Annotated in this window: 18 protein-coding genes and 1 tRNA gene; 11 read left to right on the forward strand and 8 right to left on the reverse strand. The window is 72.1% G+C overall.

Translation table 11 applies throughout. The features are described 5' to 3' along the window. Positions 1 to 60 precede the first annotated feature (60 nt). Positions 61 to 136, forward strand: a tRNA-Lys gene (locus tag BLW17_RS05865). A 53-nt stretch (positions 137 to 189) separates the two neighbouring features. On the opposite strand, the gene BLW17_RS05870 is transcribed toward BLW17_RS05865, so the two are convergent. Further along, positions 190 to 621 (reverse strand): Lrp/AsnC family transcriptional regulator, encoded by a 432-nt coding sequence (locus BLW17_RS05870; RefSeq protein ID WP_036733251.1) that lies wholly within the window; start codon positions 619 to 621, stop codon positions 190 to 192. A gap of 160 nt (positions 622 to 781) precedes the next feature. Between BLW17_RS05870 and BLW17_RS05875 the strand changes: the two genes are divergently transcribed. Both BLW17_RS05875 and BLW17_RS05880 read left to right on the forward strand, forming a co-directional pair. Next, positions 782 to 1,939, forward strand: a complete 1,158-nt coding sequence (locus BLW17_RS05875; protein WP_036733248.1) for a type III PLP-dependent enzyme — start codon at positions 782 to 784, stop codon at positions 1,937 to 1,939. Between the two features lie 75 nt (positions 1,940 to 2,014). Then, positions 2,015 to 3,070: a DUF2235 domain-containing protein gene (locus BLW17_RS05880; protein WP_074826189.1), complete on the forward strand. Its 1,056-nt coding sequence runs from the start codon at positions 2,015 to 2,017 to the stop codon at positions 3,068 to 3,070. Between the two features lie 219 nt (positions 3,071 to 3,289). Here the strand turns inward: BLW17_RS05880 and metF are convergent, their stop codons facing one another. Continuing rightward, positions 3,290 to 4,156, reverse strand: a complete 867-nt coding sequence (gene metF / locus BLW17_RS05885) for a methylenetetrahydrofolate reductase [NAD(P)H] (RefSeq protein ID WP_036736419.1) — start codon at positions 4,154 to 4,156, stop codon at positions 3,290 to 3,292. Positions 4,157 to 4,241: 85 nt separating this feature from the next. On the opposite strand from metF, the gene BLW17_RS05890 reads away from it, so the two are divergent. The 3 genes from BLW17_RS05890 (at position 4,242) to BLW17_RS05900 (ending at position 7,169) form a co-directional block, all read left to right on the forward strand. Continuing rightward, entirely contained in the window at positions 4,242 to 5,153 is a 912-nt protein-coding gene (locus BLW17_RS05890; protein ID WP_036736422.1) for a LysR family transcriptional regulator, read from the forward strand. Positions 5,154 to 5,245: 92 nt separating this feature from the next. Beyond that, positions 5,246 to 6,037, forward strand: coding sequence for an inositol monophosphatase family protein (locus BLW17_RS05895; protein ID WP_036736425.1), 792 nt, complete (start codon positions 5,246 to 5,248; stop codon positions 6,035 to 6,037). Between the two features lie 229 nt (positions 6,038 to 6,266). Next, positions 6,267 to 7,169 (forward strand): DMT family transporter, encoded by a 903-nt coding sequence (locus tag BLW17_RS05900; protein ID WP_231572846.1) that lies wholly within the window; start codon positions 6,267 to 6,269, stop codon positions 7,167 to 7,169. On the opposite strand, the gene BLW17_RS05905 is transcribed toward BLW17_RS05900, so the two are convergent. After that, positions 7,129 to 9,555 carry a lytic transglycosylase domain-containing protein gene (locus BLW17_RS05905; RefSeq protein WP_083388331.1) on the reverse strand — a complete coding sequence of 809 codons (2,427 nt, stop codon included), beginning with the start codon at positions 9,553 to 9,555 and terminating at the stop codon, positions 7,129 to 7,131. The two genes, BLW17_RS05900 and BLW17_RS05905, sit on opposite strands and share 41 nt — an antisense overlap. A gap of 132 nt (positions 9,556 to 9,687) precedes the next feature. Here BLW17_RS05905 and dapA point away from each other — a divergent pair, with 132 nt between their 5' ends. Then, positions 9,688 to 10,563 carry a 4-hydroxy-tetrahydrodipicolinate synthase gene (gene dapA, locus BLW17_RS05910; protein WP_036736994.1) on the forward strand — a complete coding sequence of 292 codons (876 nt, stop codon included), beginning with the start codon at positions 9,688 to 9,690 and terminating at the stop codon, positions 10,561 to 10,563. 35 nt (positions 10,564 to 10,598) lie between these two features. Here dapA and BLW17_RS05915 read toward each other — a convergent pair whose 3' ends face one another. Continuing rightward, positions 10,599 to 11,720: a pyridoxal phosphate-dependent aminotransferase gene (locus BLW17_RS05915; RefSeq protein ID WP_074826195.1), complete on the reverse strand. Its 1,122-nt coding sequence runs from the start codon at positions 11,718 to 11,720 to the stop codon at positions 10,599 to 10,601. A 132-nt stretch (positions 11,721 to 11,852) separates the two neighbouring features. Between BLW17_RS05915 and BLW17_RS05920 the strand changes: the two genes are divergently transcribed. Beyond that, positions 11,853 to 12,269, forward strand: a complete 417-nt coding sequence (locus tag BLW17_RS05920; protein WP_074826197.1) for a hypothetical protein — start codon at positions 11,853 to 11,855, stop codon at positions 12,267 to 12,269. Positions 12,270 to 12,875: 606 nt separating this feature from the next. Here the strand turns inward: BLW17_RS05920 and BLW17_RS05925 are convergent. The 3 genes from BLW17_RS05925 to BLW17_RS05935 form a co-directional block, all read right to left on the reverse strand. Next, positions 12,876 to 13,127 (reverse strand): hypothetical protein, encoded by a 252-nt coding sequence (locus BLW17_RS05925; RefSeq protein ID WP_211656926.1) that lies wholly within the window; start codon positions 13,125 to 13,127, stop codon positions 12,876 to 12,878. Positions 13,128 to 13,187: 60 nt separating this feature from the next. Continuing rightward, entirely contained in the window at positions 13,188 to 14,843 is a 1,656-nt protein-coding gene (locus tag BLW17_RS05930) for a thiamine pyrophosphate-binding protein (RefSeq protein ID WP_036736093.1), read from the reverse strand. A 66-nt stretch (positions 14,844 to 14,909) separates the two neighbouring features. Then, positions 14,910 to 15,383 (reverse strand): potassium channel family protein, encoded by a 474-nt coding sequence (locus BLW17_RS05935; protein ID WP_052171907.1) that lies wholly within the window; start codon positions 15,381 to 15,383, stop codon positions 14,910 to 14,912. 106 nt (positions 15,384 to 15,489) lie between these two features. Here BLW17_RS05935 and smpB point away from each other — a divergent pair, with 106 nt between their 5' ends. The 3 genes from smpB (at position 15,490) to BLW17_RS05950 (ending at position 18,118) form a co-directional block, all read left to right on the forward strand. Then, positions 15,490 to 15,963, forward strand: coding sequence for an SsrA-binding protein SmpB (smpB, locus tag BLW17_RS05940; protein ID WP_036736105.1), 474 nt, complete (start codon positions 15,490 to 15,492; stop codon positions 15,961 to 15,963). Between the two features lie 116 nt (positions 15,964 to 16,079). Beyond that, positions 16,080 to 16,934, forward strand: a complete 855-nt coding sequence (gene sseA / locus BLW17_RS05945) for a 3-mercaptopyruvate sulfurtransferase (protein WP_036736096.1) — start codon at positions 16,080 to 16,082, stop codon at positions 16,932 to 16,934. Continuing rightward, entirely contained in the window at positions 16,934 to 18,118 is a 1,185-nt protein-coding gene (locus BLW17_RS05950; RefSeq protein ID WP_036736098.1) for an amino acid aminotransferase, read from the forward strand. Before sseA ends, BLW17_RS05950 begins: the two co-directional genes overlap by 1 nt. A 129-nt stretch (positions 18,119 to 18,247) precedes the next feature. Here BLW17_RS05950 and BLW17_RS05955 read toward each other — a convergent pair whose 3' ends face one another. Next, positions 18,248 to 18,439 (reverse strand): DUF1127 domain-containing protein, encoded by a 192-nt coding sequence (locus BLW17_RS05955; protein WP_036703447.1) that lies wholly within the window; start codon positions 18,437 to 18,439, stop codon positions 18,248 to 18,250. Between the last annotated feature and the right edge of the window lie 340 nt (positions 18,440 to 18,779).

An 18,779-nucleotide genomic window follows, 5' to 3' on the forward strand; every position in this document is an offset into this window, starting at 1 on the left:
TGGGGCGCGATTTTCCCCTTGACCCCCCCGTGCACCATCCCTAATCAGGCGCCCTGTGTTGGGCCCATAGCTCAGTTGGTAGAGCAACTGACTTTTAATCAGTGGGTCACAGGTTCGAATCCTGTTGGGCTCACCACTGTTCCTCCTGCCATCCGCAGGTGCACACGCACCGCCCGTTCGGGCCGCCGGTCACACTGCGCGGTCGAACTTGGTGGACAGGTGCACGAGGCTCTCGGACGAGCGCACGCCTGTCAGGTGGCCAATCTGGTCCAGCACCTCGTCCAGTTCGACCGTCGAGGCGCAGGCGAGCTGCAGCAGCAGGTCCACCCGCCCGCTGGTCGAATGCACCCGCTCGACCGACGGGATCGCCTTGAGCCGGCCGAGGATCGCCGGCTGGGCGCGCGGCTCGATGGTCAGCAGGCAGGTGGCGCGGATGCGGGTGACGCGGGCGGCCTCGCCCAGCTTCAGCGTATAGCCGGCGATCACGCCCGAGGTCTCGAGCCGCTCGAGCCGGGCCTGCACGGTCGAGCGCGCCAGCTTGAGCCGCCGGGCCAGCACCGCCACCGACATCCGGGCGTCCTGTCCCAGATGCGAAAGGATCGCGCGGTCGGTGTCGTCCACGGCTGGCCTCATCCCTGCCGGTTTCGCCGACGATCCGCCGGTCATGCCGGTCAGATTAACGCCGCCAGCGCGACATTCCACCCTTTTCATCGCTGAAATTGCGCCGCATAGCGCCGATCCTGCGTTGGCTGGCAACGCACCGCGACCGAAAGGATCACGCATGGGACTGACCGAGGGCCATCAGGCCAAGACCGTCTGGGAAAATCCGGCCGAGATCGTCCGCAGTCTCAGGCCCGAGAACCCGGTGCTGGTCTTTGCCCCGACCGTCCTGCAGGACCGTGCGCGCCAGTTCCTCGCCGGTTTTCCGGGGCTCGTCACCTATGCGGTCAAGTCGAACCCGGACGAGGCAGTGATCACCAACCTCGTCGCCGCCGGCATCCGCGGCTTCGACGTGGCCTCGCCCTATGAGATCGACCTGATCACCCGCCTCGCCCCGCAGGCGGCGCGGCACTATCACAACCCGGTCCGCTCGACCGCCGAGATCGCCCATGCCGTCGCCGCGGGGATCAAGGCGTGGTCGGTGGACAGCCGCTCCGAGCTCGACAAGCTGTTCGCGCAGGTGCCGACCAAGGGCTGCGAGATCTCGCCGCGGTTCAAACTGCCGGTGGTGGGTGCGGCCTATGACTTCGGCTCGAAGTTCGGCGGCACGCCCGAGTTGACCGCCGAGCTGCTGCGCGAGGTCGCGGCGCGCGGCTACATCGCCTCGCTGACCTTCCACCCCGGCACGCAATGCGTCGATCCCGGCGCGTGGGAGCATTACATCCGCACCGCCCGCGACATCGCCGACCTTGCCGGGGTCATGCCGAAGCGGCTGAACGTTGGCGGCGGCTTCCCCTCGTGGCGCGTCCACGGGGTCGAGCCCGACCTGCCGGCGATCTTCGAGCGGATCGGCGCCACCACCGCCGAGGTCTTCGGCGCCGACGCGCCCGAGCTGGTGTGCGAGCCCGGCCGCGGCATCTGCGCCGACGCCTTCGCCATCATCGCGCGCGTCAAGGCGGTGCGCGACGGCGGCGCGGTGTTCCTGAACGACGGGGTCTATGGCGGGCTGAACGAGCTGCCGGTGATCGGCAACCTCGACCGGCTCGAGGTGCTGACCCCCGAGGGCCGCCGCCGCACCGGCCCGGATGCGGGCCGCGTGGTCTTCGGCCCGACATGCGATTCGGTCGACCGTCTGCCGGGCGAGCTGATGCTGCCGGGCGACATCGCCGAGGGCGACTATCTCGTCATCAACGGCGCGGGCGCCTATTCGGTCGTCACCAACACCCGGTTCAACGGCTTCGGCGAGATGCGGCAGTTGACGGTGATGGGGTTCGCCTGACCTTTCGGTCAGGTTCGGGGCGGCCGGCGCGGAAACGTTAGCCGATCCGCAACCTATCGGGTGCATCATGGGCCTATGAGCACCCGCGCCCCGATTCCCCACGTCATCCTGATGGATGGCACGCTCGCCACGCTGGGCGGGCCGCGGTCGAGCCATATCGCCACGATCCGCCGGCTGGTCCGCAAGGCCGGCCCGGTGCGGGTGCATTACGCCAGCGGCCTGCACTGGGACAGCTGGCGCAGCGCGCGGGCGGTGTTCACCGGGCAGGGGATCGAAGACCGCATCGCCGCCGCCTACGGCTGGCTCGCCAGCAGCTGGCGGCCGGGCGACCCGATCTTCATCTTCGGCTACTCGCGCGGTGCCTTCACCGCGCGCTCGCTCGCCGGGATGATCGGGCGGGTCGGGCTGCTCACCCCGCGCCACGCGACCGAGCGCAACACGCGGCTCGCCTGGCGGCTCTACCAGCGCGGCGGGCAGGAGCGGACGCTCGCCGGCTTTCGCCGCCGCTGCCATGCGGAGGTGACGATCGAGATGGTCGGGGTCTTCGACACGGTGGCCGCGCTCGGCGTGCGCCTGCCGCTGGTGTGGATGCTGACCGAGGGACAGCACCGGTTCCACGACCACCGGCTGGGCGGGCACGTCCGCTTCGGCGCGCAGGCGCTGGGGCTGGACGAGACCCGGGCGGTGTTCCAGCCGATCCTGTGGGACGCGGCCGAGGCCGACCGCGTCGAGCAGCGCTGGTTCCGGGGCTGCCACGCCGACATCGGCGGGCAGCTGAACGGGCACGAGGCGGGGCGGCCGCTCGCCAACATCCCGCTGGTCTGGATGCTCGACCACGCCGCGGCGCGCGGGCTGCCCCTGCCTGAGGGCTGGCGGGCGCAGTTCCCCCGCTACGTGACCGCGCCCTCGGTCGGCTCATGGGCGGGCTGGGGGATGGCGTTCCTGCTGCGGGTCCCGCGCACGGTGGGGACCGCGGGCGACCTGCTGCACCCCTCGGTCCCGCTGCCCTACCACGGCCCGGCGCTGCTCGTGGACGAGACCCGCCGCCGCCCCCTCCGCCGGCTGCGCCGCCCCCGCGCCGAGCCCCTCCGCCGCGCCGCCCGACGCTGGTCGCGGGCGCAGGGGGAGTGAGGGGGGGGGGTGGAGGGGAGGGGCGATGGCGCGAGGAGTGGCGACCGCGGAAGCTCGGCCGATGTCGTCGCCAGAGCGGCGATTTCACTCGCACAGCAAGGCCGCGCCGGACCGAACCGGCGCTGCATCAAAGCCGGTCGCAGCACTGCACGCTCGGGCGGCGCAACCCCAGAGGCCTCAGCCCGCCCCCACCCCAGCCCGCCCTCACTCCAGCCCGCCTCAGGCGGCAGCCTCGGTCGCCTCGATCCCCAGCGCGGCGCAGACCTCGGCGGTCAGCTCGGGGCGGTTCAGCGTGTAGAAATGCAGCCGGTCCACCCCGCCCTCGATCAGCCGCGTACAGAGCTCCACGGCAATGTCGCGGGCCAGCGCGGCCTCGCCCGGCTTGCCGGCGCGGGCAAAGGCGTCCTCGGCCCAGGCCGGCACGCTGGTCCCGCAGCGGGCGGCGAAGCGCTTGGCGCCGGCCCAGCTCTGGATCGGCAGGATGCCGGGGATCACCGGCGCCGCGATCCCGGCCGCCGCGCAGGCGTCGCGGAAGCGGAAGAACGTGTCGGGGTCGAAGAAGAACTGGGTGATCGCGCTCGTCGCGCCCGCGTCCACCTTGCGCTTGAGGAACGCCACGTCGGCAGCACTGTCGGCGCTGTCGGGGTGCGGCTCGGGGTAGGCGCCGCAACGAATGGTGAAGCCGCCACGGGCGGCGATCGCCTCGATCAGTTCGACCGAGCTCGCGAACCCCTCGGGGTGCGGGGTCCACGCGGCCGCGCCCTGCGGGGCGTCGCCGCGCAGCGCCACGATCTCGCGCACCCCGGCGGCGGCATAGTCGTCGACGATCTGCATCGTCTCGGCGCGGGTCGCCTCGACGCAGGTCAGGTGCGCCGCGACGTTCAGCCCGTAGTGGGTGGCGAGCGCCGTCACCGCCTCGTGCGTCAGCTGCCGCGTGGTGCCGCCGGCGCCATAGGTGACCGAGACGAAATCCGGGCCCAGCGGAGCCAGGGCGCGCGCCGTCTCCCACAGCCGGAACGACTGGTCGAGCGTCTTCGGCGGGAAGAACTCGAAGCTGACGGCGGGGACGGTGCGGCGAACGGACATGGCGATTCCTCTTTGTCCGCGCTTGTGCCACGCGTTCCGGCGTGAAACAAATTCATATCATGCAAGGTCAGGATGAGCCGCGCTCATGCATCTGGAACTGCGCCACCTGCGGACGATCCGCGCGGTCCATGACCACGGCGGGCTGGCCCGTGCGGCCGAGGTGCTGAACATCACCCAGTCCGCCCTCTCGCATCAGGTCCGCGCGATGGAGGAGCAGGCCGGCACGCCGCTGTTCCTGCGCCAGACCCGGCCGATGCGGCTGTCGCCCGCCGGGATGCGGCTGCTGGCGCTGGCCCGGCAGGTGCTGCCGCTGGTCGAGGCGGCCGAGGCCGAGATGCGCGGTGTCACCCGCGGCCAGGTCGGGCGGATGCACATCGCGATGGAGTGCCACGCCTGTTTCAACTGGCTGCTGCCGGCGCTCGACCGGTTCCGCCACGCCTGGCCGCAGGTCGACATCGACGTGCGCGCCGGGCTCGCCTTCACCGCCCTGCCGGCGCTGCTGCGGGGCGAGGCCGACATGGTGATCTCGTCGGACCCCGAGGACCTGCCGGGCGTCACCTTCGAGCCGCTGTTCGACTATCATCCGCTGCTGGCGGTGCCGGCCACGCACCGGCTCGCCGGCCGGGCCCATGCCGAGCCGGGCGACCTCGCGCCCGAGACGCTGATCGCCTATCCGATGGACCGGGCGCGGCTCGACGTGTTCTCGCATTTCCTCGACCCGGCGGGGGTGGTGCCCGCCGCCGTGCGCGAGGTCGAGCTGACGGACGTCATCCTGATGCTCGTCGCCTCGGGCCGCGGGGTGGCGGTGCTGCCCGACTGGGTGCTGGCGCGCGAGGCCGCCAACCCCGACATCGCCACGCTGCGGCTGGGACGGCCGGGGGTGACGCGGCGCCTTTATGCCGCCGTGCGGGCCGAGGACCGCCCGCTGCCCTTCGTGCAGGAGATGCTGCGCCTGGCCCGCGCCGCGTGGACGCCCGCCGAGGCCTCGGCGGGCTGAGCCTCAGGGGCCCGTGCGGCGCGGGCTGATCGCTTTCCTTTTCCGGCGCGTTCGCTTAAGCCCACGGGTCAGCCCGAAAAGGATTCCCCGCCATGGCCTCCGCCAATCTCAACGTCATGATCAAGGCCGCGCGCAAGGCTGGCCGCAGCCTCGTCAAGGACTTCCGCGAGGTCGAGAACCTGCAGGTGTCCTCGAAGGGGCCGGGCGACTTCGTCACCCGCGCCGACCGCGAGGCCGAGCGGATCATCAAGGAGGAGCTGCGCGTCGCCCGCCCGAACTATGGCTGGTGCGGCGAGGAGACCGGCACCGAGGACGGCGAGGACCCGACCCGGCGCTGGATCGTCGATCCGCTGGACGGGACCACGAACTTCCTGCACGGCCTGCCGCACTGGGCGGTGTCGATCGCGCTCGAACACAAGGGCGAGGTCGTCGCGGCGGTCGTCTTCGACCCGGCCAAGGACGAGCTGTTCACTGCCGAGAAGGGCGACGGGGCCTTCGTCAACGACAAGCGCCTGCGGGTGTCGGGGAGGCGCGACATGAACAGCGCGATCTTCGCCACCGGCGTGCCCTTCGGCGGGCGCGGGACGCTGCCCGCGACGCTGCGCGACCTCGCGCGGCTGATGCCGGTCTGCGCCGGGGTGCGGCGGTGGGGGTCGGCGTCGCTCGATCTCGCCTATGTCGCCGCCGGCCGCTACGACGGCTATTGGGAGCGTGGGATCAACGCCTGGGACGTGGCCGCCGGCTGGCTGCTGGTGCGCGAGGCGGGCGGCTTCGTCGAGCCGCTGCGCGCCCATGAGGGCGCGGGTGTGGACGCCGGCGACATCGTCGCCGCCAACGCGCAGCTCTTCGCGGGCTTTGCCGAGATTGTCCGCAGCCGCGACTGATCCTCATGCTTGGGGCGCCATGCAGCCCCGGCATGGCTGCCCTGAAATCATCCCCTCCGGGCCTGCGGCGGTCTGACGCGGCTTGACAGGCGCGGCGGGCGTCGTGACGGGTTGGTATACCATCCAACGCTCGGCCCTGCCCATGACCGCCCCCTGTCCCGCCCCCTCGCCGGGCCACGCCGCGCCCGTCGCAGCGCCGCTCCCGCCGCCCGTCGCAATCCCCCCGGTCGTGCCGGTCGCCGTCCCCGAGGCGGCGGCGGTGCGCGACGGCCAGCGCGCGGGCGTGCTGATGATCTGCGCCGCGAGCCTGATCTTTGCCGTGCAGGACGCGGTGTCGCGCCATCTGGGCGCGATCTACCCGCCCGTCTACGTCACCATGCTGCGCTACTGGTTCTTCGCCGTCTTCGCGGTGGTGCTGGTCGCGCGCAGCCCCGGCGGCGTCCGGGCCGCGCTACGCTCGCCCCACCCGGTGGCGCAGACGCTGCGCGGGCTGATCCTCGTGGCCGAGGTGGTGCTGATGCTGACCGCCTTCGTCAAGCTCGGCATCGTCGAGACGCACGCCGTCTTCACCGTCGCGCCGCTGATGGTGGTGGCGCTGTCCGGCCCGATCCTCGGCGAGAAGATCGGCTGGCGGCGCTGGCTCGCCGTCGGGGTGGGGTTCGCCGGCATCCTCATCATCCTGCAGCCGGGGCTGCGGGTGTTCTCGCCCTGGGCGGCGCTGCCGCTGATCTCGGCGCTGATGTTCGCGGTCTACGCGCTGCTGACCCGCAAGGTCTCGGCCGACGACAGCGCGATGGTCAGCTTCTTCTGGACCGGGGTGGCGGGGGCGGTCGGCATCACCCTGGCCGGGATCTGGTTCGCGGTGCCGATCGCGCGGGCCGACTGGCCGTGGATGGCGGCGCTGTGTCTGACCGGCGCGGCGGGGCACTACCTGCTGATCCGCGCCTATGCGCTGGCCGAGGCGTCGAGCCTGCAACCCTTCGCCTACACCCAGCTCGTCTGGGTCAGCCTGATCGGGGTGTTCTGGCTGGGCGAGACCCTGCGCCTCAACGTGCTGATCGGCATGGTCATCATCGTCGGCGCGGGGCTGTTCACCTGGTGGCGGACGCTGCGCCGGGCCCGGACGGGCTGATCGGATCGGCCTGCGAGAGCGCCTCGGGCCGCGCTGCCGGGACCGGGCGGCGGGGGCCGGGTGCGGGTGCAAGTGCCGTTGGAGTCTGCGGCGTGGCGGCCGGCTGCCCGGGAGTGGGCCGCGGCAGGCTGGCGGCGACCTCGGCGATCTGCGCCTCGGGCTGGGGCGGCTGGGCGACCTCGGGTCCGTCCGCCGGGGCAGCCGCGGGGGCAGCCGCGGGGGCTGACGGCGGGGCCGCCTCAGGGGGCGCGCCGCTGGCCGGGATCGCCGGTGCGGCCGCCCCGGGCAGGGCGGCATCCACCGGCACAGCGGCCATCCGGCGGGCCGCACCCGCGGCCTCGCGCACCCACGGTGCGGTTCCGCGCGGGCGGTCCGACAGCGCCAGCACCAGCGGCGAGATCACGGGCGGCGGCAGCGAGACGCCGCCGCGCAGGTCCCAGGTCGGGACCAGCGGCACCGGATGCCCGGCGATCCGCGCCCGGTACATCGGCAGAGATTCCGCCACCCGCATCACATAGGTCCGCGTCTCGTCGAAAGGGATCATCTCGACCCAGTCCACCGGGTCGGCCCCGGCGCGCCCGACGATGCGCAGGTCGCCGAAGTCCCTGAGCCAGCGGGCCGAGCGCCCCGGCCCGGCGTTATAGCCCGCTGCGACCAGCGCGATGGACGGCCCGAAGCGGTCGCGCAGCCCGTGCAGATAGGCCGCCCCCAGCCGGGCGTTGTATTCGGCGTCCTGCGTCATCCGCGGCTGGTCGAACGGCTCTCCGATCACGCGGGCCATCTGGCGGCCGGTGTCGGGCATGACCTGCATCAGCCCCAGCGCCCCGGCGGGCGAGCGGACGGTGTGGTTGAACTCGGACTCGCGCCGCGCGATCGACAGCACCAGCTCGGGCGGCAGGCCCAGTTCGGCCCCCTCGAGCCCCGTGAGCGGATAGTAGATCGCGGGCCAGACCCCGCCCTTGCCCGCCGCCGCCTTGCCCAGCCGCAGCGCGTCCCAGGGCCGGTGCAGCTCGAGCATCAGCCGCGCCATGCGGGCGATGTCCTCGGCCGGGGCCGTCTCGGCAAGGTGCAGCAGGAACCGCTGCGCCTGCGCCGGGTCGCCCGCCGCGATGAGCCACAGCGCGGCCTGGAACATCCGCGCTTCGCCCACGCTGGCGCCGCGCCAGTCGGGCAGGCTGTCGATCGCCGGCCCCGGCAGCGCCAGCTCGGGCCGCATCGGGGCGCCGATCTTCTCGGCGGCGAGCTGGCCGTACCAGGCGGTCTGGTGGCGCGCGGCCTCGGCGTATTCGGTGCGGGCGGTGGCGGCGTCGCCCAGCGCCTCGGCGGCGCGGCCGCGCCAGTAGTGGGTGCGTGACAGCGTGATCGGCCCGCTGTCGATGTCGGGCAGCAGCGCGAACAGCGCCCGGGCGCGGTCCGCCGCCCCAGCCCGCAAGGCCGCATAGCCCGCGATCCAGTCGAGCTCATAGGCATCGACCCCCGCGGGCAGGAAATGGTTGGCGGCCAGCCGCTCGGCCAGCGCCCAGTCCCCGGCCCTGAGCGCCGCGCGGGCATAATCCTTGCGCCGCGCCGCCCAGCCTGCGGGATCGCGCAATGCCTCGGCCGAAGTCGAGCGTTCGAGCATCAGCGCCCGCGCCAGATCGCCCTGCTTCGCCGCCACCCGCCAGCGGAACCGGTCGAGCGCCAGCCCGGCGTCGTCGCGCTGAGCCTGCGGCAGGGCGAGGATCAGCGCATCGACCCCGGTGCGGCGCGCCTGCACGGCGATCCGGGCGCGGGCGAGGTCGGCCTCGGGCCCCGCCGGGACCAGCGGCAGCAGCCGCTCGGCCGCCTGCCACTCGCCCGCGTCGAGCAGCATCCTCAGCCGCGCCGGGTGATGGGGCGCCAGCGCCGGGCCGTAGGCGGCGATCAGCGCCGCCTCGCCCGCCGCGTCGAGCGCGGTGATCCCGGTCCACAGCCGTTCCAACGCCGCCGGGCGGTCGGCCTCGGGCTGGGCCACGATCCACGCCTGCGCACCGGGCAGCGACTGCGGCAGGCGGTCGCCGAACCATTCCAGCACCTCGGGCGCGGGCAGGTCGGGGCGCAGCACCGCCTCGCCCCGGCGCCAGAACAGCTCCATCCCCGGCCAGTCGGGGTTGCGGCGGGCGAAGTCGCGGTACTCCGGCCAGCTGCCCTGCCCCGCCCGCAGCCGCTGCCACAGCACCAGATCGACGGCCAGCGGCCCCGAGCGTTCCGCCGCCGCATCCGCCCCCGCCCAGTCGCGCGCCCCCGCCGCCGCCAACGCGCGGGCGATCAGCGTCGCATCCTCGCCCCGCGCCGGGGTCAGCGTCAGGGCAAGGCCGAGGGGCAGCACCGCCATCAGCGCGGCGAGGGAAAGGCGGGCATGGGTCATTGGGGCAATCTGGGGGCTCGACCGGCGCGGGGCAATTCACATCGGCGGCAGGCCGCCGCTCGTCCGGGTTGGCATCGCCCCGCGCCGGTCGTATAGCCGGCCAAACCGCCCCCGCAGATGGACCCGCGCGTCATGTTCAAAGGCTCGATGCCCGCCCTCGTCACCCCCCTTCGCGCGGATGGCGAAATCGACTGGCCGGCGCTCGAGCGGCTTGTCGAATGGCAGATCGAGGAGGGGAGCAGCGCCCTCGTCCCCGTCGGCACCACCGGCGAAAGCCCGACGCTGAGCCATGCCGAGCACGAGGCGGTGGTCGAGGCCGTGGTGCGGCTGGCCGCGGGCCGGGTGCCGGTGATCGCGGGCGCGGGGTCGAACAACACCCGCGAGGCGATCGGGCTCGCGCAGCACGCCTGCCGGGTCGGGGCCGACGGGCTCTTGGTCGTCACGCCCTATTACAACAAGCCCACGCAAGAGGGGATGATCGCGCACTTCACCGCCGTCCACGACGCGACCGACAAGCCGATCATCATCTACAACATCCCCGGCCGCTCGGTCGTGGACATGACGCCCGAGACGATGGGCGAGCTGGCGAAGCTGCCCCGCATCGTGGGCGTCAAGGACGCAACCGGCAAGCTCGAGCGGGTGTGCTGCCAGCGGATCACCTGCGGCCCGGACTTCCTGCAGATCTCGGGCGAGGACGCGACCGCCCACGGCTTCAACGCCCAGGGCGGGGTCGGCTGCATCTCGGTGACCGCGAACGTGGCCCCGGGGCTCTGCGCGCAGATGCAGGCGGCGTGCGCGGCGGGCGACTATGCCGAGGCGCTGCGCCTGCAGGACCGGCTGATGCCGCTGCACATCGCGATCTTCATCGAGCCGGGGCTGGTCGGGGCGAAATACGCGCTCTCCCGCCTCGGCCGCTGCACCGAGGCGGTTCGGCTGCCGCTGGTGCCACTGACCGCCCCCACCCGGGCGCGGATCGACGCGGCGATGGCCCACGCCGGGCTGCTCTGACCGACAGGCCGCGCCGTTGAGAGCGCCCGAGGGTCTCAGCCGCGTGCGGCGGCAAGGGCCTCGGGCAGCGCGGCGGCAAAGGCGTCGAGTTCGGCCTCGGGTCCGCAGCTGACGCGGATGCAGCGGTTCTGCGGCGCCACCCACGGCATCCGCACGAACACCCCGCGCGCGCCCAGCGCCTCGAGCACCCGCCGCGCCAGCGCCCCGTCGCCGCCGCAGTCGAGGCTGACGAAGTTGGTGGCCGAGGGCAGCGGGGTTAGCCCGTTCTCGCGCGCAATCGCGGCGATCCGGTCGCGGGCGGCGGCGACCTGGCCCACCACCTGCGCCAGATGCGCCTCGTCGGCGAGCGCCGCGAGCGCCCCGGCCTGCGCGATCCGGTTCACGCCGAAATGGTTGCGCACCCGGTCGAAGGCCCGCACCACCTCGGGCGCGCCCAGAGCCCAGCCGATCCGCGCCCCGGCCATCCCGTAGGCCTTGGAAAAGGTCCGCATCCGCAGCACCCGCGGGTCCGCGGGGTCGATCCGCGGCAGGGCGGGGGCAAACTCGGCATAGGCCTCGTCGAGGATCAGCAGGATGTCGTCGGGCAGCGCTGCGACGGCGGCCTCGATGACCTCGGGCGGGTGCCAGCCGCCCATCGGGTTGTCGGGATTGCAGAGATAGACCATCCGCGCCCCCGTCTCGGCCGCCCGCGCCACCAGCGCCGCCGGGTCCTGCCGGTCGGCCGCGTAGGGCACGCGGTCCAGCGTCCCGCCGAAGCCGGTGACGTGAAAGTCGAAGGTCGGATAGCCGCCGGCCGAGGTCACCACGCGGTCGCCCTCGGCCACCATCAGCCGCACGGCGAGGCCGAGCAGCGCGTCGATCCCCTCGCCCACCACGACATTCTCGGGGCCGACCCCGCAATGAGTGGCGAGCGCGGCCTTGAGGTCGTGGTTGGTCGGATCGCCGTATTTCCAGACCTCGGCGGCCGCGTCCCGCATCGCCGCGACGGCGCGGGGCGAGGGGCCGAAGCCGTTCTCGTTGGCGCCCAGCCGCGCGTCGAAGGGCGCGCCGCGCTGGCGTTCGAGCGTCTCGGGGCCGACGAAGGGGACCGAGTCGGGCAGGCCGGCGGGCAGCGGGGCGAGATGCGGAGCGGGGCGGGCAGAGGGGCGGTGTTCCATGCCCGCAGATGAGCCAGAACCCTGCGCCGCCGCAAGAATTTTTGCCGTTGCGCGGGCCGGGCGGCCGGGCTGGCAACGCTTCGTCAAGGATTTGCTGCGAACGTTGCGGGAACGGACCAGAAGGGACTCGCCATGATACTTGACCGCTTCCCCGCCTGCCGCCTGTCGCCGCTGGACCAGCTGCGCGCCGTGGCGAACCTGATGCTGGTGCTGGGCGACTGCATCGCCGAAGAGCAGGTGCTGCGCCGCAACGGCGTCCGCATCACCCCGCAGCTGAGCCTCAGCGTGCTGGCCGAGCTCGAGGTGGTGGCCGGGATGCTGGACCGCGACCTCGGGCGCGAGCTGCTGGCGGTGCGCGACCGGTTTGCCGACACGCCGACGACGACCGGCGCCCGGCGGGCGCCGAACCCCGCGGTGGGGCAGAGCCTCGCCCTCGCCCGCGCCATCGCTGGGCAACTGGTCGAGGCGCTGTCAGTCAGCGTGATGACGCGCCAGCCGGAGCGGCTGGAGAAGGCCCGGCGGATCGTGGCGGCGTTGCGGGCGGGGTGAGGGGGCAGGGTGTGACGGGGGGTGGGGAAGTGCCGCGTGCGGCGGGTGGGGGTTTGGGGCAGCGTTGGGACGGGCCCTGGCGGCCGCCGCCTGGGCGGGCGGTGAGGTGGTGACGCCCTAAGGGTTGCGGGTTGCCGCCTGTCGAAGGGGGGAGCGGGTTATGCCGCTCGTCCCTGTCTCGGGTGGAGGTCTGACTCGATCCGCGCCAGCCTGCCCGCCTGGTCGTTTGGTGCCTCGTTCCTCAGCTCACTTCTTTAGCCGTCACGGCGACCGTGCATGGACCGCTCAGCGTCTCGCCAGTCGTCAGGGGTTCGGGATGAGGCAGCTTGAGCGGCATCCGCGCCAACCCGGCCCGCTTTGACGCTTTGCCGGCTTGGCCCTCGCCCGAATTTTGCCCGGTGCTACGCCGCTAGTCCCTCTCTCGGGTGGAGGTCTCACTCGATCCGCGCCAGCCTGCCCGCCTAACTCTTTGTCGCCTCGGCCCGAGCTCACCTCTAGCCGTCACAGCGACCGCGCCTGGACCGCTCAGCGTCTCGCCGTTCGTCAGGGTTCGGCTTGAGGCGTAGCGACACCGCGCCAACCCGGCCCCCTTGACACCTTGCCGCCTCAGCCCTCGGCGTCCTCGGCCTTGTCGCCCGCGGCGGCCACCGGGTCGGCGACGGTCGTGGTGGTGATGGTGGCCGGGGCAGGCACCGGGGCGGCGGTCTGCCTCGCCCGGATTTTGGCCGGTGCACCGCCGGGTGTTGAAGCCCCGGGGTCGAGGCACAGCTTGATCAGCGGCAGCTTGCTTGAGCGCGGCAGCGCTAGCCCCCCGGTCTCCAGCGCCGCCTGAGCGAACGTACGTGTCCCGCTCTGCATCTTGCCGGTCGACAGCAACCCCTTAGCCCAAGCCTCAGCGCCCCCCCAGCCAGCCCTCACCTACCCCTTCGCCGCCTCCGCCGCGGCACGGGTTTCGCTCAGCGTTGCGCCGGTGGTCAGGGCCTCGGAGTCGAGGCGCAGCTCGATCAGCGAAAGCCTCGCGCTGTCGCGCGCCCGGGCGAAGGCGGCGGCGAACTCCCCGCCCTCGGTCACCAGCTCGCCATGGCCGCCGTAGGCGCGCACCAGCGCCGGGAAGTCGGGGTTGAAGAGGTCGGTGCCCGATACCCGGCCGGGGTAGTGCTTCTCCTGGTGCATGCGGATCGTGCCGTAGCGACCGTTGTTGGCGACGATCACGATCACCGCCGCCCCCTCCTGCGCGGCGGTGCTCAGCTCGTTCACGGTCATCTGCAGGCAGCCGTCGCCGGCCATGCAGACCACGGTGCGGCCGGGGTGGGCGATCTTCGCCGCGATGGCGGCCGGCAGGCCGTAGCCCATCGACCCCGAGGTCGGCGCGATCTGCGACCGCGCCCGCTTGAAGCGGAAGTAGCGGTGCAGGAAGGCGGCATAGTTGCCCGCGCCGTTGGTGACGATGGCATCCTCGGGCAGGTTGGCTGAGAGCCAGCAGACCACCTCCTCCATCCGCACCGCGCCGGGGGTGGGCTTCGGGGTCTGCCAGATCTCGTAATGGGCGCGCAGCCGGGCGGTCCAGTCGTCCCAGCGGCGCGGCGCGGGCGTCGCGGCCAGCGCGGCGAGCGCCGCCTTGGGGCAGGCGGCGATGCCGGGATCGGCGCGCCACAGGTGCCCGATCTCGTCGGGGTCGGGATAGACGTGGATGATCCGGCGCCCCTGCTCGCGCGGGTTCATCAGCTCATAGCCGGCGGTCAGCGAATCGCCCAGCCGCGCGCCGAGCGACAGGATGCAGTCGGCCTCGCGCAGCGCCTCGCCCAGCCGCAGGTTCATCCCCACGCCCAGGTCGCCCGCATAGTTCGGGTGCCGGTTGTCCATGTAGTCCTGCCGGCGGAAGGGCACCGCAACCGGCAACCCCCAGCCCTCGGCCAGCCGGGTCAGCGCGTCCGCGTCGTCCTGCGACCAGAGCGAGCCGCCGGGCACCACCAGCGGCCGCTCGGCGGCGCCCAGCGCGTCGCGGATCGCCGCCACCTGCGCCTCGGACACGCCCGGCACCGGGCGGGGGGCGGGCGCGAGGTCGGGGACGTCGGCCTTGGCCGACAGCATGTCCTCGGGCAGCGCCAGCACCACCGGGCCGGGGCGCCCGGCGCGGGCAAGGTCGAAGGCACGCGCGACGTATTCGGGGATGCGCTCGGTCTGGTCGATCTCGGCCACCCACTTGGCCAGCCCACCGAACATCTGGCGGTAGTCGACCTCCTGAAACGCCTCACGGTCGCGGTCGGACCGGGCGATCTGGCCGACGAACAGGATCATCGGGGTCGAGTCCTGCTTGGCGACGTGGATGCCGGCGCTGGCGTTGGTGGCGCCGGGGCCGCGGGTGACGAAGCAGACGCCGGGCCGGCCGGTGGTCTTGGCCCAGGCCTCGGCCATCATCGCGGCCCCGCCCTCCTGCCGGCAGACGGTGTTGGGGATGCCCACGTCGTAAAGCCCGTCGAGCGCCGCGAGGAAGCTTTCGCCGGGGACCGAGAACACCCGCTCGACCCCGTGCAGCGCCAGCGCATCCGCAAGAATCCGTCCGCCATGCCGCATCGCCCTATCCCCCTTGCCCTGATTGCCGGGGGCAGACTGCGGCAACGGCGGAGGGGCTTCAACCCGTCAGCGACGGGCGCGGCGCCCCTCGTGCCGGGCATCCTGCCGGGTCTGATGGCGCATCTGGGCCACGCGCACGTCGCGCACCGTCTCGACCAGGATCGCGGTGATGAGGCCGAAGTTCAGCAGCCCGCTCGCCGCCGTCAGCCCGCCCATGATCCGCCATTCCTGCGGCAGCAGCAGGTCGCCGTAGCCGAGCGTGGTGAAGCTGACGAGCGAGAAATAGACCGCGTGCTCGAGGTCCGGAAAGGCGCCGAGCCGCCAATAGGCCATCGCCCAGATCCAGACGCCGAGCGTCAGGTCCACCAGCGCCCAGACGCTGACCATCATGATGACCGCAACCAGCTTGGCCCAGACGCGGCCGCCCAGCACCCAGGGGCGGGCGGCCTGCAGCATCACCTCGATCACGTAGAGCGAGGCGCCGCTGCTGGCGAGCGTCAGCAGCATCAGCAGGGTTCCGACGGTGATCTGGACCAGCATGGGGCACCGCGTTGGCGGGGGGACACCCGCCCCATAGCCCGCCGCCCGCCGGCGCGAAAGCCGCCGGCTTTACTTGCGCCGCCGCGGACCCTATCTCGACCCGATCATGTCGCAGGCAAAATCCGATCCGAACTACAAGGTGATCGCCGAGAACCGGCGGGCGCGTTTCGACTACTTCATCGAGAGCGACCTCGAGGTCGGGATCATCCTCACCGGGTCCGAGGTCAAGGCGCTGCGCACCGGCCAGTCGAACATCGCCGAATCCTACGCCAGCGTCGAGAACGGCGAGCTGTGGCTGATCAACGGCTACATCTCGTCCTACAAGCAGGCCGGCGTCTTCGGGCACGAGGAACGGCGCCACCGCAAGCTGCTGGTCAGCCGCAAGGAACTCGCGCGGCTGTGGCAGGCGATCGGGCGCGAGGGCATGACGCTCATTCCGCTGGTGATGTATTTCAACCACCGCGGCATCGTGAAGCTGAAGATCGGCATCGCCAAGGGCAAGAAGAACCACGACAAGCGCGCGACCGAGGCCAAGCGCGACTGGGGCCGCGAAAAGCAGCGCCTGCTCAAGCAGGGCTGAGGTGCCGCGCCCACGGGTTCGGCCGGGATCGCCCGTCCCGCGCGCGGGGCAGCGATTGCAGGCCCTGCGGGGGTCCGGTAAAGCCGTCAGGACCGCATCCGTTTGGGGGGAAGGCCATGCGCGACGATCCGAAGACACTGGTGTCCACCGAGTGGCTGGCCGCGCATCTGAACGATCCCGACCTGCGCATCCTCGACGCCAGCCTGCACATGGCGGCCACCGGGCGCGATGCACGCGCCGAATACGAGGCCGCGCATATCCCCGGCGCCCGGTTCTTCGACATCGACGCGATCTCGGACAGCCGCAGCGAGCTGCCGCACATGGCGCCGCCGCCCGAGCTTTTCGTCAGCCGCCTGCGGGCGATGGGGATCGGCGACGGGCATCAGGTCGTGGTCTACGACAACGCCGACATCCACTCGGCGGCGCGGGTCTGGTGGCTCTTCCGGCTGATGGGCAAGACCGACGTGGCGGTGCTGGACGGCGGGTTCGCCAAGTGGCAGGCCGAGGGGCGCGAGGTCGAGGACATGGCCCCGATCACCCGCGACCGGCACATGACGGTGCAGCGGCAGGCGGGCCTCGTGCGCGACGTGACCCAGGTGGCGGCGGCCTCGAAGCTCGGCGATCACCAGATCATCGACGCCCGCAGCCCCTCGCGCTTCCGCGGCGACGAGCCTGAGCCGCGGCCCGGGCTGCGCGCTGGCCACATCCCCGGCGCCCGCAACGTCCCCTTCGCCACCCTCTACAACCCCGACGGCACGATGAAAGAGCCGGACGCGCTGCGCGCCGCCTTCGAGGCCGCGGGCGTGGACCTCGACCGACCCGCCATCACCACCTGCGGCTCGGGGATCACCGCGGCCACGCTCGCCCTCGCGCTCGAGCGGATCGGCAAGCGGGACTGGTCGCTCTACGACGGCAGCTGGACCGAATGGGGCAGCTACCCCGACCTCAAGATCGCAACCGGAGACGCCTGATGTTCGGCCAGCTCAAAGCCCAAGCCCCCGACAAGATCCTTGCCCTGATGGGCGAATTCCGTGCCGACACCCGGCAGGGCAAGATCGACCTCGGGGTCGGGGTGTACAAGGACCCGACCGGGCTGACCCCGGTGATGCGTGCCGTCAAGGCCGCCGAGCAGCGCATCTGGGAGGCCGAGACGACCAAAAGCTACACCGCGCTCGCCGGTGAGCCCGCCTATCTCGCGGCGATGAGCCGGATGGTGCTGGCCGACACGCTGGACGAAGGGCGCACCGCGGCGCTGTCCACCGTGGGCGGGACCGGCGCGATCCGGCAGGCGCTCGAGCTGGCGCGGATCGGCAACCCCGATCTGACCGTCCACGTCTCGAACCCGACCTGGCCGAACCACGTCTCGATCCTGCAGTTCATGGGCCTGCCCCATGTCGAATACCGCTATTTCGACGACGCCACCCGCGGGGTGGATTTCGAGGGGATGAAGGCCGACCTCGCCCGGGCAAAGAAGGGCGACCTCGTGCTGCTGCACGGCTGCTGCCACAACCCGACCGGCGCCAACCTGACGCTGGACCAGTGGCGCGAGGTGTCCGCGATCCTCGACAAGACCGGCGCCGTGCCGTTCGTGGACCTCGCCTATCAGGGCTTCGGCGACGGTCTGGACGAGGATGCGGCCGGCACCCGGCTCATCGTCGGCGCGGCGCCCGAGGCGCTGGTGGCGGCCTCGTGCTCGAAGAACTTCGGCATCTACCGTGAGCGGACCGGCGTGCTGCTGGCCAAGGTCGAGACGCCCGCCGCGCGCGATCTGGCTCAGGGGACGATGGCCTACCTCAACCGGCAGACCTATTCCTTCCCGCCCGACCACGGGGCGCGGATCGTGCAGACGATCCTCGACGATGCGGAACTCGCAGCCGACTGGAAGGCCGAGCTGGAGGAGGTGCGGCTGGGGATGCTCGCCCTGCGCGAACAGCTTGCGGGTGAGCTGCGCAGCCTGACCGGCACCGACCGCTTCGACTTCATCGCGGCGCACCGCGGGATGTTCTCGCGGCTGGGGGCGAGCCCTGAGCAGGTGAAGAAGATCAAGGACGACAACGCGATCTACATGGTCGGCGATTCGCGGCTGAACATCGCTGGGCTGAACCGGGACTCGGTGCCGATCCTCGCCCGCGCCATCGTCGAGGCGGGGGTCTGATCCCCCGCTGACCGCCGACAGGGACGCCGACAGGGCAGCAAAAAGGGCCGGGGGAAACCCCGGCCCGAAGTCGTTATGGCGGTTGTCGGGCGCCGCCGTCTGCGGCGCTGCGACCGTGCGTGCGGGGCCTCAGAGGCCGCGGGCGACGTGCTCGATGTCGGCGCGCGACAGGCCGATGTCGGTCAGCTCGCGGTCGGTCAGGCGGTTCAGCTGGCTGCGGGTCTCGCGGACTTCGGCCCAGTGGGCGAAGGCGGCGCCAAGACGCGACAGCAGGCCGGGACGCGACGCGGCGGGAAGGCGGAGGGTTTCGACTGCGGACATGATATCACCTTTGTTCTTGCGGCCCTGTCCGGCGGGGACAGGAGGGGGATCAATTCGATGCCCAATTACATAGTCGATTGCCGGTTTTTCAGCCACGGACGGAACCGAATTGCCGCCATGCTTGCGGCGCAGACGTCAGGCCGGCCATCACCTGACGTCATGGCTGACGTTTCCGTGGGACGGCTAATATTCCGGTGGATAAGACCGATTTGGTCGAAGTTCCGTGCGTTCTTCCCGAACGTCCGCGCAGATTTCTTCACTGAGCCGCGTCAAGCCGCAAGATCGTGAAAATTGCCTCAATCCTGTGACAGTCCGCCCAGCAGGCAGCCTGCCACCCGAA

It is taken from the genome of Paracoccus sanguinis (assembly GCF_900106665.1).
Classification (GTDB): Bacteria; Pseudomonadota; Alphaproteobacteria; order Rhodobacterales; family Rhodobacteraceae; genus Paracoccus; species Paracoccus panacisoli.

Coding starts and splice junctions, on each gene's coding strand:
- BLW17_RS05875 (WP_036733248.1), top strand. CDS start 782: ATGGGACTGACCGAGGGCCATCAGGCCAAGACCGTCTGGGAAAATCCG.
- BLW17_RS05955 (WP_036703447.1), bottom strand. CDS start 18,439: ATGTCCGCAGTCGAAACCCTCCGCCTTCCCGCCGCGTCGCGTCCCGGC.
- BLW17_RS05925 (WP_211656926.1), bottom strand. CDS start 13,127: ATGCAGAGCGGGACACGTACGTTCGCTCAGGCGGCGCTGGAGACCGGG.
- smpB (WP_036736105.1), top strand. CDS start 15,490: ATGTCGCAGGCAAAATCCGATCCGAACTACAAGGTGATCGCCGAGAAC.
- BLW17_RS05920 (WP_074826197.1), top strand. CDS start 11,853: ATGATACTTGACCGCTTCCCCGCCTGCCGCCTGTCGCCGCTGGACCAG.
- BLW17_RS05950 (WP_036736098.1), top strand. CDS start 16,934: ATGTTCGGCCAGCTCAAAGCCCAAGCCCCCGACAAGATCCTTGCCCTG.
- metF (WP_036736419.1), bottom strand. CDS start 4,156: ATGTCCGTTCGCCGCACCGTCCCCGCCGTCAGCTTCGAGTTCTTCCCG.
- BLW17_RS05930 (WP_036736093.1), bottom strand. CDS start 14,843: ATGCGGCATGGCGGACGGATTCTTGCGGATGCGCTGGCGCTGCACGGG.
- BLW17_RS05895 (WP_036736425.1), top strand. CDS start 5,246: ATGGCCTCCGCCAATCTCAACGTCATGATCAAGGCCGCGCGCAAGGCT.
- BLW17_RS05880 (WP_074826189.1), top strand. CDS start 2,015: ATGAGCACCCGCGCCCCGATTCCCCACGTCATCCTGATGGATGGCACG.
- BLW17_RS05905 (WP_083388331.1), bottom strand. CDS start 9,555: ATGACCCATGCCCGCCTTTCCCTCGCCGCGCTGATGGCGGTGCTGCCC.
- BLW17_RS05935 (WP_052171907.1), bottom strand. CDS start 15,383: ATGCTGGTCCAGATCACCGTCGGAACCCTGCTGATGCTGCTGACGCTC.
- BLW17_RS05915 (WP_074826195.1), bottom strand. CDS start 11,720: ATGGAACACCGCCCCTCTGCCCGCCCCGCTCCGCATCTCGCCCCGCTG.
- dapA (WP_036736994.1), top strand. CDS start 9,688: ATGTTCAAAGGCTCGATGCCCGCCCTCGTCACCCCCCTTCGCGCGGAT.
- sseA (WP_036736096.1), top strand. CDS start 16,080: ATGCGCGACGATCCGAAGACACTGGTGTCCACCGAGTGGCTGGCCGCG.
- BLW17_RS05890 (WP_036736422.1), top strand. CDS start 4,242: ATGCATCTGGAACTGCGCCACCTGCGGACGATCCGCGCGGTCCATGAC.